The organism is Streptomyces sp. ID05-26A (assembly GCF_033794685.1).
GTDB lineage: Bacteria > Actinomycetota > Actinomycetes > Mycobacteriales > Pseudonocardiaceae > Lentzea.
Genome location: NZ_JARAYZ010000008.1, coordinates 1 through 13,173, shown reverse-complemented (window position 1 = coordinate 13,173; position 13,173 = coordinate 1). Strand labels below are relative to the sequence as shown.

Below are 13,173 nucleotides of genomic sequence, written 5' to 3'. Positions count from 1 at the left end.
TCAGGGTAGGGCAGCGGGTTTTCTGTACCTTTCGCGAGGTGCGCGTACTCATCGCTCCGGACTGCTTCGGCGGCACCCTGACCGCCCGCGAGGCCGCCGACGCCATCGCCACCGGCTGGCTCGAGGCCAAGCCCGACGACGTCGTCACCCAACGCCCGCTGGCCGACGGAGGCCCCGGCTTCGTCGACGTCCTGCACGCCGCCCTGGGCGGTGATATCCGATATATCAGCGTCACCGGCCCGCTGGGCGACCTGGTCGAAGCCCGCTGGCTCAGCGTGCACACCGACGGTGCACGAGTTGCATACATCGAGTCCGCAGAGGCCTGCGGCCTCCACCTCGTCCCAGCGGACCTCCGCCCGCAAACCTGCGAGACCGCAACAACAAGAGGCGTCGGCGAGCTCATCGCGGCAGCGGCGGGTGACAACGATGTCATCACGGTCGGCCTGGGCGGCTCCGGCACGACAGACGGCGGCGCCGGCATGCTCGCCGCGCTGACGGACGCGGGCGTCGACCTGACCGGCACATCGCTGGTGGCAGCCTCCGACGTCGAGAACCCGCTCCTCGGCCCGCACGGCGCCGCACACACGTTCGGCCCGCAGAAGGGAGCGTCCCCAGAAGCCGTCGAACGCCTCGAAGCCAAGCTCGCCGCAATGGACGTCCTCAAGCCCGTATCCGATATATCGGGCGCCGGAGCGGCAGGCGGCCTAGGAGCCGCACTCCTCTCACTGGGAGCGACGGTGACGTCAGGCGCAGGCCTGGTCCGCGCACTCACCGGCCTCGACGCCGCCCTCGACGACGCCGACGTCGTCATCACCGGCGAGGGCAGCTTCGACTGGCAGTCACTCCGAGGCAAGCTCATCACCGCCGTCGCGGGCGGCGCCGCCGAACGAGGCATCCCGTGCCTCGCCATCGCGGGCCAGGTGACCGTCGGCCGCCGCGAGATGGGCGCCGCGGGCGTGCACGCCGCCTACTCGGTGTCCGAGCACGTCGGCTCTGTGCACAAGTCGATTGCGGACGCCCGCAAAAGTGTCATTGCAACGGCCGGACACGTCGCCCGGCAGTGGTCGCGTTAGACCCTCCCTCTAACCAGAGGCCAGCCCAGCCACCAGCCCAGCCACCAGCCCAGCAACCTGCCTGGCGATCGGCCAGCCACAGCCGAGACATCAGCCCAGTCACCGCCCGGCAACTTGCCCAGCCACCGCCTGGACACCAGCCCAGCCACCGCCCAGGCACAGCCGAGACACCCGCCCAGCCACCGGCCCGGCAACCAGCCTGACGACCGCCCACCCAGCACCCCGGCGATCACCAGCCGCACACCAGGCGATCACCATCAGCGCCCCCAGCGAGCGCACCGACATATCGGCCGGCTCGAAGGTGGTCCACGTGACAGTCGACACCCGGGGCGTCACGAGGTGCCGTTGTGGGACCATGGGTAGTGGAACAAGGCGGGGCACGCCCGTGTTGTTGATGGGTGAACCGCCCGCAAAGGACCTCTTAGGAGAGCCATGACGACCGCTCAGGATGCCGCTTCGACCTCCGAGGCGCCCAGCCACGGCGTGACGCTGACCGATGCGGCCGCCGTCAAGGCCAAGGCGCTGCTCGACCAGGAGGGCCGCGACGACATGCACCTGCGCATCGCCGTCCAGCCCGGTGGTTGCGCCGGCCTTCGCTACCAGCTGTTCTTCGACGAGCGCGCGCTCGACGGTGACGCGATGGTCGACTTCAACGGCATGAAGGTCGCCGTCGACCGCATGAGCGCCCCGTACGTCGAGGGTGCTGTCATCGACTTCGTGGACACGATCGAGAAGCAGGGCTTCACGATCGACAACCCGAACGCCGGCGGGTCCTGCGCCTGCGGCGACTCGTTCCACTAAGGCGAACACGCGGAGAGGCCGCGTTCCCGCATCGATGGGAACGCGGCCTCTCCGCGTGCGGACCAGAAATTCGTCAGGTACGACCAGGACGGACCGGGAAGCTAGACGCCGTATTCGGCGAGGCCCTCGACCTGGTGGGCGCACCGCTCGTCGACCTGCCAGGGCGCGGCAGCGCGCGGGGCGGGAAGCGGGTGCTCGGGGTGGGTCAGAGCGAACGGGAGCTGCGCGCAGTCCTCGATCAGTTCACTCATCGTGCTGGCCTCTGGGATCGTCACTTTCTGACCGTATGACGACGGTCTGACCTGCGGTAGCCCTACCAAACAGTAGTCTTCTCGGCGGTACTCGTCCGGGTGACTTGTCACGTAGCGCAACAAGAAAAGAGGAGCCGACGTGCCCCTAGCCGTGTGCGGCAGCATCGCGACCGACCATCTGATGCACTTTCCGGGTCGTTTCGCGGACCAGCTGGTCGCGGAGCGTCTCGACCGTGTGTCACTGAGCTTCCTGGTCGACGACCTCGTGGTCCGCCGCGGTGGCATCGGGGCGAACATCGCGTTCGGCCTCGGTGTGCTCGGGGTCCGGCCGGTGCTCGTCGGTGCCGTCGGCAAGGACTTCGACGACTACCGCTCCTGGCTCGAACGGCACGGCGTCGACACCTCCGGCGTGTACGTGTCCGACGTCGCGCACACCGCGCGGTTCGTCTGCACGACCGACGACGACATGTGCCAGATCGCGTCCTTCTACGCGGGTGCGATGGCCGAGGCGCGCAACATCGAGCTCGCGCCGATCGCTGGCCGCGTCGAGAACCTCGAGCTCGTGGTCATCAGCCCCGACGACCCCGCGGCCATGCTCCGGCACGCCGAGGAGTGCCGTCAGCGCGGCTACAAGTTCGCCGTCGACCCGTCGCAGCAGCTCGCCCGCATGGACGGCGACCAGGCGCGCGCCTTCGTCGAGGGCGCCGAGTACCTCTTCAGCAACGACTACGAGTGGGAACTGCTGCTGCAGAAGACCGGCTGGACCGAGGCCGACGTCCTCGCCCGCGTCGGCAAGCGCGTCACCACGCTCGGCGCCAAGGGCGTCGAGATCGTCGACCGCCACGGTTTCTCGCTGCACGTCCCCGCCGTCCCCGAGGTCGCGAAGACCGACCCGACCGGTGTCGGCGACGGCTTCCGCGCGGGCTTCCTCGCCGGTCTGACGTCGGGCCTGAGCATCGAACGCTCAGCTCAGCTCGGTTCGTTCATCGCCGTCGAGGTGCTCGAGACCGTCGGCACGCAGGAGTGGGTGCTGGAGCGCGAGTCGGCGCTCGCTCGCATTCGTGGCGCGTTTGGTGCAGAAGCCGCTGAGGAGATCGCTCCCGTCCTGCCATGATCGGACAATGGGGACGTACCTGTTCGGCGACACCGGTGAGTCGCTCGATCCTAAGTTCGACGCGCTGAGCTCACTGCTCGACGCGGGCACCTTCGCCCGCGTCGAGCAGCTGGGTGTCTCGGACGGCTGGCGCTGCCTCGAGGTCGGAGGTGGCGGGGGATCGGTGACGAACTGGCTGGCCGACGTCGTCGCCCCGTCCGGGTACGTGACGGTCACCGACATCGACGTGACCAGGCTCGAGGAACGCGACAACGTCACCGTCCTGGAGCACGACGTGGTGTCCGGCATCTTGCCGGGCAACGCGTTCGACCTGGTCCACGCCCGTCTGGTGTTGTTCTACCTGCCCGCCCGCGAACTCGTGCTGCGCAAGCTGCGCGACTCGTTGCGCCCCGGCGGCTGGCTCGTGCTCGAGGAGTTCGACTGCCTGCCCCTCGAAGTCCTCGCCGCGGCACCCGACGACGCGAAGCTGATCATGCGGGTGAAGAACGCCCTGCTGACGTTGCTCGACCAGGCCGGCGCCGAACTGGCGTGGGGCGCCCGGATCGAGAGGTCGCTGCTCGACGCGGGACTCCACGACGTCAGCGGGTCGCGTGAGGTGCGGGAGTGGGAGGGCGGTTCCGCGGGCTGCCGCCTGCTCGCCACGACCGCGCGCCTGGTGCGTGCGAAGCTCCCGCTCACCGACGACGAGTTCGACCGCTACCTGGAGCTCATGGCGTCCCCGGAGACCGTCGTCAGCTCGTACGCGATCTGCAGCGCGCAAGGCCGCCGATAACACGAAGGGCCCCTCCGGAGAGGGGCCCTCACGAACGCTAGAGCTTGACCGGGTAGTGCGGTTCCGGCACCACCGGGTGGATGCGGCTCTCGACGAAGATGCCGTGCCAGATCATGAACACCAGCAGCGCCCAGATCCGGCGGCTGTGGTCGAGCACACCCGAACGGTGCTCCTCGATCAACCGCAGCACCGCGGTCTTGTCGATGTACTGGTCGGTCTGCGACGAACGCACGATGTCGACGGCCCAGTCGTGCATCTCGTCCTTGAGCCAGTGCCGGATCGGCACCGGGAAGCCGAGCTTGCGGCGGTTCAGCACGTGCGCCGGCACGATGTCGCGGATCGCCTTGCGCAGCGCGAACTTCGTCGTGTCCTTCGTGATCTTCAACTCACTCGGGATCTGCGACGCGATCTTGAAGACCTCGGGGTCGAGGAACGGGACGCGCAGCTCCAGCGAGTTCGCCATGGTCATCTTGTCGGCCTTGACCAGGATGTCCCCGCGCAGCCACGTGAACAGGTCGACGTGCTGCATGCGCGTCACCGGGTCCCACGCCTGCGATTCGCGGTACGGCTGGGCCGTCGCGTCCATGTGGGACACCGCCGGGTCGTACGTCTTCAACACCTGACGCAGGTGGTCGTCGAGGAAGATGCGCGCGTTGCCGTAGTAGCGCTCTTCCAGCGTCAGGGCGCCACGACGCAGCAAGTCCTTGCCCCGCACACCGTGCGGGATCTTCGTGGAGACCTTGCCCATGGCCTTGCGCAGCGCGCCGGGCACCTTCTCGAAGCCCGCCAGCGACAACGGCTCGCGGTAGATCGTGTACCCGCCGAACAGCTCGTCCGCGCCCTCACCCGACAACACGACCTTCACGTGCTGACGCGCCTCACGTGCGATGAACCACAACGGCACCAACGCGGGGTCGGCCACCGGGTCGTCGAGATACCAGGTGATCAACGGCAGGGAGTCCATCATCTCCTGCGCGCTGACCGTGCGGACCACGTGCTTCACGCCGATCAGCGCGGCGGACTCCGCGGCCACGTCGACCTCGGAGAACCCCTGGCGCTCGAACCCCGTGGTGAACGTGATCAGGTCCGGGTTGTGCTCCTTGGCCAGCGCCGCGACCACCGTCGAGTCGATGCCGCCGGACAGGAACGAGCCGACCGTCACGTCCGCGCGCATGTGCTTGGCGACCGAGTCGCGCAGCGCGGCGGTGATCTCGTCGTACAGCGCGTTCGCCTCGGCCTCGTCGCGGACCGTGCGGACCTTGAAGTGCGCCGGGAAGTACCGCTCGAACTTCGGCGACTCGCCCGGGACCAGCGTGAACGAGTGGCCCGACTCCACGCGGAAGATCGAGTCGTGCAGGGAGGCGGGTTCCGGCACGTACTGCAGCGTCAGGTAGTGCTGCAGCCCCTTGACGTTCATCTTCGGCGCGATGCCGATCGAGGAGGCGATCTCCAGGAGGATCTTCTTCTCGCTGGAGAACGCGACGCCGCTCTGGCCCTGCGCCCAGTACAGCGGCTTGATGCCGAACGGGTCGCGGCCGCCGAACAGGATCTCGCGCTCGGCGTCCCAGATGATGAACGCGAACATGCCGCGCAGCTTCGTGATCGCCGCGGGTCCGTAGTAGTGGTACGCGGCGACGATCGTCTCGGTGTCGCCGTCGGTGTGGAAGACCGCGCCGTGCTTCTCGGTGAGCTCGGCCCGCAGTTCCAGGTAGTTGTAGATCTCGCCGTTGAAGTTGATCGTGTACCGGCTCGGCGACTCCGCCGGACCCCAGGTCAACGGCTGGTGGGAGTGCTCGATGTCGATGATGGCGAGCCGGTTGAAGCCGAACACGACCTCGTCGACGCGCCTGGTGCCGCTCTCGTCGGGCCCGCGGTGCCGCATGCAGCGCAGCGCCGCCTCCACGGCCGGACGGGCGTTCTCGGCCTCAGTCTCGCTGGGGCAAACAAGTCCTGCCAGGCCGCACAAGGCTCTCGCACCTCTCAAGAAACACGAAGGAGAAGACCACGGGGAAGTCCTCAGTATGCCGAAGAGGCTTTGTGTGACCGAAACTGCACCGCAGCGGCGGTGCCCCCGAGGGGTGAGCGCGGTTGCGCTGGGCTACGCTCCCGCTTGATCCGTTGGCATGGCCAGTAGTTGTGAACGAGGAGGCGGGCGAGCAGTGGGCCTGAAGGAGGGCACCAGGGCATCCCGGCTGGTGAAGACCGCTGGGCTTGTGAGCCTGGTCGGTATCGGGGCCACCGGTTGCTCCACGGACGAGGTGCTGCGCTTCGGATGGCCGCAGGCCGTCACGCCGCAGGCCGAGAAGATGCGCGAGCTCTGGACGTGGTCCGTGGTCGCCGCGCTCATCGTCGGCGTCATCGTGTGGGCACTGATCCTGTGGTCGGTGGTCTTCCACCGCAAGAAGTCCGAAGAGCTGCCGCGTCAGACGGCGTACAACCTCCCGCTGGAGATCGTGCTCATCGTCGTGCCGACGGTGATCGTGGCGGTGTTGTTCTACTTCACGGCGGTGACGCAGAACTACGTCACGGACAAGTCGAAGACGCCGGACGTGAACGTCGACGTCATCGCGTTCCAGTGGAACTGGGAGTTCCAGTACCCGGACCACAAGACCGAAGAGGGCAACGTCGTCAGCACGGTCGGCACCTCGGGCGAGGTCCCGATCATGGTGCTGCCGGCGGGCAAGCGCATCCAGTTCAAGTTGCGCTCCACCGACGTCATCCACTCGTTCTTCGTGCCGGAGTTCCACTTCAAGCGCGACGTCTTCCCGATGCCGGAGAAGAACAACCAGGACAACGTCTTCCAGGTCGACCAGATCGACCGTCCCGGTGCGTTCGTCGGCCGTTGCGCCGAGCTCTGCGGCTCGTACCACGCGGTGATGAACTTCGAGGTCCGCGCTCTGGAGCAGGCCGACTTCGACAAGTACATCGAGCTCCGCAAGGAGATCAACGAGAAGACGGGCAAGCCGTACACCACGGCCGAGGCCCTCTCTCAGGTGAACTGTGACGAGTGGTGCTCACCGCTGGCCACGACGACCACCCCGTTCAACACCGACCGGACGGCCCGCGAGGCCTCCGGCGCGGGCCAGAAGTAGGGACACGCCCCGCGATGAAGATCGAAGCTCGCGTATTCGACCTGGTGATGGCCTTCTCGTTCCTGATGGCCGTCGTCTACGGCTACTGGACGCACCTGGCGACCGGCCACGTCGAGCCCACCGGCACGGTGGCGCTCGCGCTGACCGGCGGCCTGGCCCTCATCACCGGCACCTACTTCCGGTTCGTCGCCCGCCGCATCGAGGTGCGGCCGGAGGACAACCCCGACGCCGAGGTGTCCGACGGTGCCGGCGAGCTGGGCTTCTTCAGCCCGGGCTCGTACTGGCCGGTCGGTCTCGCCGCGGCGGCGGCGACCACGGGTGTCGCGCTGGCGTTCTGGCACGTCTGGCTGCTGGTGATCGCCGTGGTCATGGTGCTGATCGCGGTCGGCGGCCTGGTGTTCGAGTACCACACCGGCCCGAACCACGACTGATCCAGACAGTTCACGACCGAGGCCCCCTCCACGCCGGAGGGGGCCTCGGTCGTTTCTGTGACACAGCGCATAGAACGCGAAAAGCCCTCTCCGCCTCGACCAGGCGGGGAGGGCTTTCGGTGTGTCTCGCGAGTTACGCGGCCGCGGTCGCAGGGGCCTTCTCCGGCGTCTTCTGGTACGCGTCGACGTACTCCTGGCCGCTCAGGTCCAGGATGCGGTAGATGATCTCGTCGGTGACGCTGCGCAGCACCGGCAGCGAGTCCTGCATGCCGTCGTAGCGGCTGAAGTCGAGCGGCTCACCGAAGCGGACCGTCACCGGGACGATCTTCGGGAACCTGCTGCCGACCGGCTGCACCTTGTCCGTGCCGATGATGCCGACCGGGATCACCGGGGCGCCGGACTCCAGCGCCATGCGCGCCACGCCCGTGCGGCCGCGGTGCAGCATGCCGTCGAGCGAACGCGTGCCCTCCGGGTAGATCGCGAACGCGTCACCGCGCGCGAGGATCTCGGCGGCCGTGTCGAGCGCGGCGCGGGCGTCACGGCCCTTGCCGCGGTGCACCGGCACGTGGCCGAGCGAGGAGAAGAACCTGCGCGACAGCGAGCCCTTCAGGCCGGTTCCGGTGAAGTACTCCGCCTTCGCGAGGAACGAGACGCGGCGCGGCACGACCATCGGGATCACGACGCTGTCGATGAAGCTGAGGTGGTTGGCCGCCAGGATGACGGGGCCGTCGGTGGGGATGTTCTCCAGACCGTCCACCACCGGGCGGTAGACGAGACGGGCGGTGCGCGCGACGACGTGCTTCATCACCGGGTAGAGGAAGGCCATGACTCCAGCATTCCAGGTGGGGGTAACCACGGCGTTACCACGTGAGGCGCATCTCGGGCCCATCACTCGCTCGGACTACGCCGATGCGGCGGTCGTGCGAGCACGGTCACGCGTCGGCGACGACGCGTGACCGAAACCGCTTCGCTAGCCCTTCAGAGCCTGTGAGAGCTCTACCCAGCGGCTGAGCAGCGCCGCCGCCTTGCCCGAGTCGACGGCGTCGGCCGCACGGCTCAGCGAGGCCGTCAGGTCGGCGTGCAGGTCGTCGGAGAACCCGCCGTGCGCCGCGATGGCGCCCGCGGCGTTCACGAGCACCGCGTCCCGCACCGAACCGGTCTTGCCGGCCACGAGGTCGCGGACCACCTGGGCGTTGACCGACGAGTCGCCGCCCTTCAGGTCCTCCTCGCGCGCGGGCTTCACGCCGAGCACCACCGGGTCGATGGTCTCCGTGCGCACCACGCCGTCCTGCGCGAGCCACGCCGACGTCGTGGTGGTCGTGGTGATCTCGTCGAGACCGTCGTCGCCCCGCACCACCAGCGCGGTGTTGCGGCGCCGCGCGAACACGCCGGCGATCAGCGGTGCCGCGGCCGCCCGCGCGCAGCCGATCAGGCCGACGGTGGGCTGCGCCGGGTTCGTCAGCGGGCCGAGCAGGTTGAACGACGTCGGGATGCCGATCTCACGCCGCACCGGGCCCGCGTGCCGGAAGCCGGGGTGGAACACCGGCGCGAAGCAGAACCCGATGCCCAGTTCGCGCACGGTCTCCCGCACGCCCTCGGCCGGCAGGTCGATCGCGACGCCCAGCGCCTCCAGCACGTCCGCCGTGCCGCACTGCGACGACGCGGCGCGGTTGCCGTGCTTGACCACGGGCACGCCCGCGGCCGCCGTGACGATCGCGGCCATCGTCGAAATGTTCACCGAACCGGAATGATCGCCGCCGGTGCCCACGATGTCGGTCGCCCGCACGTCCACCGTGAACCGGTTCGCGTGCTCGAGCATCATCGTCGCGAGGCCGTCGACCTCCTCCGGCGTCTCGCCCTTGGCCCGCAGCGCGACGATGAACGCCGCGATCTGCGCCGCGGTGGCCTCGCCGGACATCACCCGGTCCATGCCCCAGGCGGTGTCGTCCGCGGTCAGGTCGACGCCGTCGAGCAGCCGGTTGAGCAGCGAGGGCCAGGTGCGCTGGCTCATGGCGCTCAGCCCTTGACGACGGGAACAGCCGAGCCCCGCAGCACTTCGGCCACGGTCTCGGCGGCGGCCAGCGGGTCGAGCGGGTGCACCAGCACCGCGTCCGCCTGCGACCAGGTCGCGAGCCACCTGTCGTCCTTGCGGCGCACCGCGACGACGATCGGCGGGCAGTTCGTGATCTCGTCCTTGAGTTGGCGGGACAGGCCCATGCCGCCGGTCGGCTGTGCCTCGCCGTCGAGGATCAGCAGGTCGACGGTGCCGTTGTCCGCCTCGTAGAGGACGTCCGCGATGGCCTCGGCCTCGACGTACTCGACGCGCGCGAGGTCCGGCGCGGGGCGGCGGCCGACCGCAGTGATGATCGTCTCACGCACCTCGGGCCGGTGGCTGAACACCAGGATCTTCGTGGTCTGCGTGCTCATCTCTCGATCCTCCGCTTGCGACTGCCCGACTGCGGCCACCAGAAAGTGACCAAGGTCGCCGTGATGCTATCGGGCCGGCTCGGGCGCCTTCTGCAGGGCGTCCCAGCCCAACGCGTCACCGCCGAGCCGTTGCGCCAGCGAGGCCATCCGCGACCGCTCCTGAGCGCAGTGCAACGCGTCCAGCTTCTGCACCCGGCTGGCGTGCGAGATGTCACCGGCGACGAGCACCCAGCCGTCGGGGCTCAGCAGCTCTCGCGCACGTTCTACCTGATCAGCGGGGATGCGCAGGTGGTGCCGGAGCACCGCGAGCTCGTCCGCGCGCCACCGCGGGGAACGGGCCAGGGCGGCCGAATCGGCCTCCACGGCGTCGAACGCCTCGACCACCACGACCAGGTCCGGGTCGTCGATCGACAACGCCGGCTCGTCCTGTCGGTGCAGCAAGTCCCGCAATCGGCCCAGCAAGCCCATTCGTTGATCTCCTCGCGATCACCCTGCGTGTGACCCAGCCGACCCATGATCTGCCCAGGACCCGATGGGCGGACGGAAATAGCGCAGGCAATAATGCTGCTCGTGACCACGGCAGCGCCTTCAATCGGCCAGCGCGTGCACTCGCTGAACCGCCCGAACATGGTCAGCGTCGGCACGATCGTCTGGCTGTCCAGCGAGCTCATGTTCTTCGCTGGCCTCTTCGCCATGTTCTTCACGGTGAAGGCCCAGAACGAGGGGCCATGGCCTCCTCCTCCCACGCACCTGAACATCCCCTACGCGTCGGTCTTCACGATCATCCTGGTCGCGTCGTCCTTCACCTGTCAGTGGGGCGTGTTCGCGGCGGAGCGGGGTGACGTCTTCGGTCTTCGTCGCTGGTACATCGTGACGCTGATCATGGGCGCGATCTTCGTCGGCGGGCAGGCAGGCGAGTACATCGAGCTGGTCGAGAGCGGCACCACGATCCCGTCCTCGGCTTACGGCACGGTCTTCTACCTCACGACCGGCTTCCACGGCTTGCACGTCATCGGCGGACTGATCGCCTTCGTCTACCTGTTGATCAGGACGAAGCTGAGCAAGTTCACGCCTGCGCAGGCCACCTCCGCGATCGTCGTGTCGTACTACTGGCACTTCGTCGACGTCGTGTGGATCGGGCTGTTCGCCATCATCTACATCGTGCCCTGACCTGCTCCCCAGCCACGAGCTCCCGAACTGACAGCAAGGGTTGCCGCACACCATGACCACCACGACGAAACGCCCCCGCGGCGCCCGCACCAAGCTGCGTCGCCGGGTCGCCGGACTGCTCGCACTGGGCTTCGGCCTGCTGAGCGCCGGCATGCTGTTCGCCGCTTTCGCGCCCCAGGCGCAGACCGCCCAGGCGCAGCAGCAGGACGCCCTCGTCCGCCAGGGCGAGCAGATCTACCTGAACACCTGCCAGAGCTGCCACGGCAAGTCTCTCGAAGGTGTGAAGGACCGTGGACCGAGCCTGATCGGCGTCGGCGACGCCGCGGTCTACTTCCAGACTTCCTCCGGCCGCATGCCCATGGCGCGGCAGGAGGCGCAGGCCATCCGCAAGCCCGCGAAGCTCTCCCCCGAGCAGATCAACGCGCTGATGGCCTACATCGACGCGAACGGCGGCGAGGGCCCGAAGAAGCCCTCCGAGACCGGTGAGGCCCTGCGCGGCGAGAACCCGGCACGCGGTGGCGAGCTCTTCCGCCTCAACTGCTCCAGCTGCCACAACTTCACGGGTCGTGGTGGCGCGCTGTCGTCCGGCAAGTTCGCGCCGGCGCTCGACGGGGTGTCCGAGGAGCAGATCTACACGGCGATGCTGAGCGGCCCGCAGAACATGCCGAAGTTCGGCGAGCGCCAGCTCACGCCGGAAGAGAAGAAAGACATCATCGCGTACGTCAAGTCGGTCACCGACGGAAACAACAACTCCGGCGGCAACCCCCTGGGCGGGTTCGGACCCGTCACCGAGGGAATGATCGCGTTCATCGTGGGTATCGCCGCGCTCATCGGCGTGACCCTCTGGATCGGAGCCAAGGCATGAGCGGCGACAAGCCGATCGAGCTGCCCAGCGAGGCAGAGCTCGCGGAGATGAGCCGGGACGACCTCGTCAAGCTCGGCACGAAGATGGACGGCGTCGAGCTCGTCCACTACGAGGAGAAGTTCCCGGTCCCCGGCACCCGTGCCGAGCGCCGGGCCCAGCGCTCGGTCGCGCTGTGGTTCATGATCTCCGCGGTGGCGGGCCTCGCCTTCCTCGGCGTGTTCCTGTTCTGGCCGTGGCAGTACGAGTCCCCCTCGAACGAGCACGGCCACCTGCTGCACATGCTCTACAACCCGCTGATCGGCCTGCTCCTGGGTCTGTCGGTGGTGGGCCTGGGCGTGGGCGCGCTGCTCTACACCAAGAAGTTCATCCCGGACGAGCTCGCGGTGCAGCAGCGCCACGACGGTCCGTCGGCCGAGGTCGACCGCGCCACCCTGGTCGCGGAGCTCGCCGACGCCGGTGACCGCAGCGGCATCGCCCGCCGCAGCCTGATCAAGCGCACCGCGGGCCTCGGCGCCGGCGTGCTGGGGCTCGGCGTGGCGGCCGTCCCGCTGGGCGCGCTGATCAAGAACCCGCACGCCGACAGCGAGACCAAGAACTCGCTGTGGCACACCGGCTGGAAGGCCGAAAAGGGCGAGAAGGTCTACCTTCGCCGCCACACCGGCAACTTCCACGAGGTCTCCCTGGTGCGTCCCGAGGACGTCGAGCCGGGTGGCTTCGAGACGGTGTTCCCGTTCCGGGAGTCCGAGCGCGACGACGAGCACGCCCTGGTCGCGGCCCTCAAGCGGGCCGACGCGCCGGTCATGCTCATCCGCCTGCGCCCGAACCAGCCGGTCACCAAGCGGGCGGGCCAGGAAGAGTTCAACTACGGTGACCTGTACGCGTACTCGAAGATCTGCACGCACCTGGGTTGCCCGACGTCGCTGTTCGAGCAGCAGACCGGTCTGCTGCTCTGCCCGTGCCACCAGTCGCAGTTCGACGTCTTCGAATACGCCAAGCCGCGGTTCGGCCCGGCGACCCGTCCTCTTCCGCAGCTTCCGATCACTGTGGACGAAGAGGGATACTTGGTAGCCCGCAGTGACTTCATCGAGGCTGTGGGTCCGGCGTTCTGGGAGCGGAAGTCATGAGTGCCATCACCACGCCGACGAAGCCGGCCAACGCGGCCGCGCGCGTCGCAGGG

15 protein-coding genes are annotated in these 13,173 nt (G+C 68.4%); 9 read left to right on the top strand and 6 right to left on the bottom strand.

The window, feature by feature from the left end; genetic code table 11:
* Positions 1 to 38 precede the first annotated feature (38 nt).
* Together PV646_RS41520 and PV646_RS41515 are read left to right on the top strand one after the other, a co-directional pair.
* A complete protein-coding gene (locus tag PV646_RS41520) occupies positions 39 to 1,073 on the top strand; it encodes a glycerate kinase family protein (RefSeq protein ID WP_500348317.1) in 1,035 nt (344 codons plus the stop codon).
* A 432-nt stretch (positions 1,074 to 1,505) separates the two neighbouring features.
* Positions 1,506 to 1,874, top strand: coding sequence for a HesB/IscA family protein (locus PV646_RS41515; RefSeq protein WP_500348315.1), 369 nt, complete (start codon positions 1,506 to 1,508; stop codon positions 1,872 to 1,874).
* Positions 1,875 to 1,975: 101 nt separating this feature from the next.
* Here PV646_RS41515 and PV646_RS41510 read toward each other — a convergent pair whose 3' ends face one another.
* The gene (locus PV646_RS41510) at positions 1,976 to 2,149 is read right to left on the bottom strand and encodes a hypothetical protein (RefSeq protein WP_500348313.1); all 174 of its coding nucleotides are present in this window, start codon (positions 2,147 to 2,149) and stop codon (positions 1,976 to 1,978) included.
* A 115-nt stretch (positions 2,150 to 2,264) separates the two neighbouring features.
* On the opposite strand from PV646_RS41510, the gene PV646_RS41505 reads away from it, so the two are divergent.
* Both PV646_RS41505 and PV646_RS41500 read left to right on the top strand, forming a co-directional pair.
* On the top strand, positions 2,265 to 3,239 hold the full coding sequence (locus PV646_RS41505; RefSeq protein ID WP_500348312.1) for a carbohydrate kinase family protein: 975 nt from the start codon (positions 2,265 to 2,267) through the stop codon (positions 3,237 to 3,239).
* Positions 3,240 to 3,246: 7 nt separating this feature from the next.
* Positions 3,247 to 4,011 (top strand): class I SAM-dependent methyltransferase, encoded by a 765-nt coding sequence (locus PV646_RS41500; RefSeq protein ID WP_500348310.1) that lies wholly within the window; start codon positions 3,247 to 3,249, stop codon positions 4,009 to 4,011.
* Positions 4,012 to 4,048: 37 nt separating this feature from the next.
* Here PV646_RS41500 and asnB read toward each other — a convergent pair whose 3' ends face one another.
* Entirely contained in the window at positions 4,049 to 5,977 is a 1,929-nt protein-coding gene (gene asnB / locus PV646_RS41495; RefSeq protein ID WP_500348309.1) for an asparagine synthase (glutamine-hydrolyzing), read from the bottom strand.
* 193 nt (positions 5,978 to 6,170) lie between these two features.
* Here asnB and ctaC point away from each other — a divergent pair, with 193 nt between their 5' ends.
* Together ctaC and PV646_RS41485 are read left to right on the top strand one after the other, a co-directional pair.
* A complete protein-coding gene (gene ctaC, locus PV646_RS41490; protein ID WP_500348307.1) occupies positions 6,171 to 7,103 on the top strand; it encodes an aa3-type cytochrome oxidase subunit II in 933 nt (310 codons plus the stop codon).
* Positions 7,104 to 7,117: 14 nt separating this feature from the next.
* A complete protein-coding gene (locus PV646_RS41485; RefSeq protein WP_189159179.1) occupies positions 7,118 to 7,534 on the top strand; it encodes a cytochrome c oxidase subunit 4 in 417 nt (138 codons plus the stop codon).
* 133 nt (positions 7,535 to 7,667) lie between these two features.
* On the opposite strand, the gene PV646_RS41480 is transcribed toward PV646_RS41485, so the two are convergent.
* The 4 genes from PV646_RS41480 to PV646_RS41465 form a co-directional block, all read right to left on the bottom strand.
* Positions 7,668 to 8,360 (bottom strand): lysophospholipid acyltransferase family protein, encoded by a 693-nt coding sequence (locus PV646_RS41480; RefSeq protein ID WP_500348305.1) that lies wholly within the window; start codon positions 8,358 to 8,360, stop codon positions 7,668 to 7,670.
* A gap of 144 nt (positions 8,361 to 8,504) precedes the next feature.
* Complete coding sequence (gene trpD, locus PV646_RS41475; RefSeq protein WP_500348303.1) at positions 8,505 to 9,545, bottom strand: anthranilate phosphoribosyltransferase; 1,041 nt, start codon at positions 9,543 to 9,545, stop codon at positions 8,505 to 8,507.
* A gap of 5 nt (positions 9,546 to 9,550) precedes the next feature.
* Positions 9,551 to 9,961, bottom strand: a complete 411-nt coding sequence (locus PV646_RS41470) for a hypothetical protein (RefSeq protein WP_500348302.1) — start codon at positions 9,959 to 9,961, stop codon at positions 9,551 to 9,553.
* 66 nt (positions 9,962 to 10,027) lie between these two features.
* Positions 10,028 to 10,429: a hypothetical protein gene (locus PV646_RS41465; RefSeq protein WP_500348300.1), complete on the bottom strand. Its 402-nt coding sequence runs from the start codon at positions 10,427 to 10,429 to the stop codon at positions 10,028 to 10,030.
* A gap of 90 nt (positions 10,430 to 10,519) precedes the next feature.
* On the opposite strand from PV646_RS41465, the gene ctaE reads away from it, so the two are divergent.
* Genes ctaE through qcrA form a run of 3 tightly spaced genes read left to right on the top strand, consistent with a single transcriptional unit; the run spans position 10,520 to position 13,120 of the window.
* Entirely contained in the window at positions 10,520 to 11,131 is a 612-nt protein-coding gene (gene ctaE, locus PV646_RS41460; RefSeq protein ID WP_500348694.1) for an aa3-type cytochrome oxidase subunit III, read from the top strand.
* Between the two features lie 52 nt (positions 11,132 to 11,183).
* Positions 11,184 to 11,996 (top strand): cytochrome bc1 complex diheme cytochrome c subunit, encoded by an 813-nt coding sequence (gene qcrC / locus PV646_RS41455; protein WP_500348299.1) that lies wholly within the window; start codon positions 11,184 to 11,186, stop codon positions 11,994 to 11,996.
* The gene (qcrA, locus tag PV646_RS41450; RefSeq protein WP_500348298.1) at positions 11,993 to 13,120 is read left to right on the top strand and encodes a cytochrome bc1 complex Rieske iron-sulfur subunit; all 1,128 of its coding nucleotides are present in this window, start codon (positions 11,993 to 11,995) and stop codon (positions 13,118 to 13,120) included. Before qcrC ends, qcrA begins: the two co-directional genes overlap by 4 nt.
* Positions 13,121 to 13,173 lie beyond the last annotated feature (53 nt).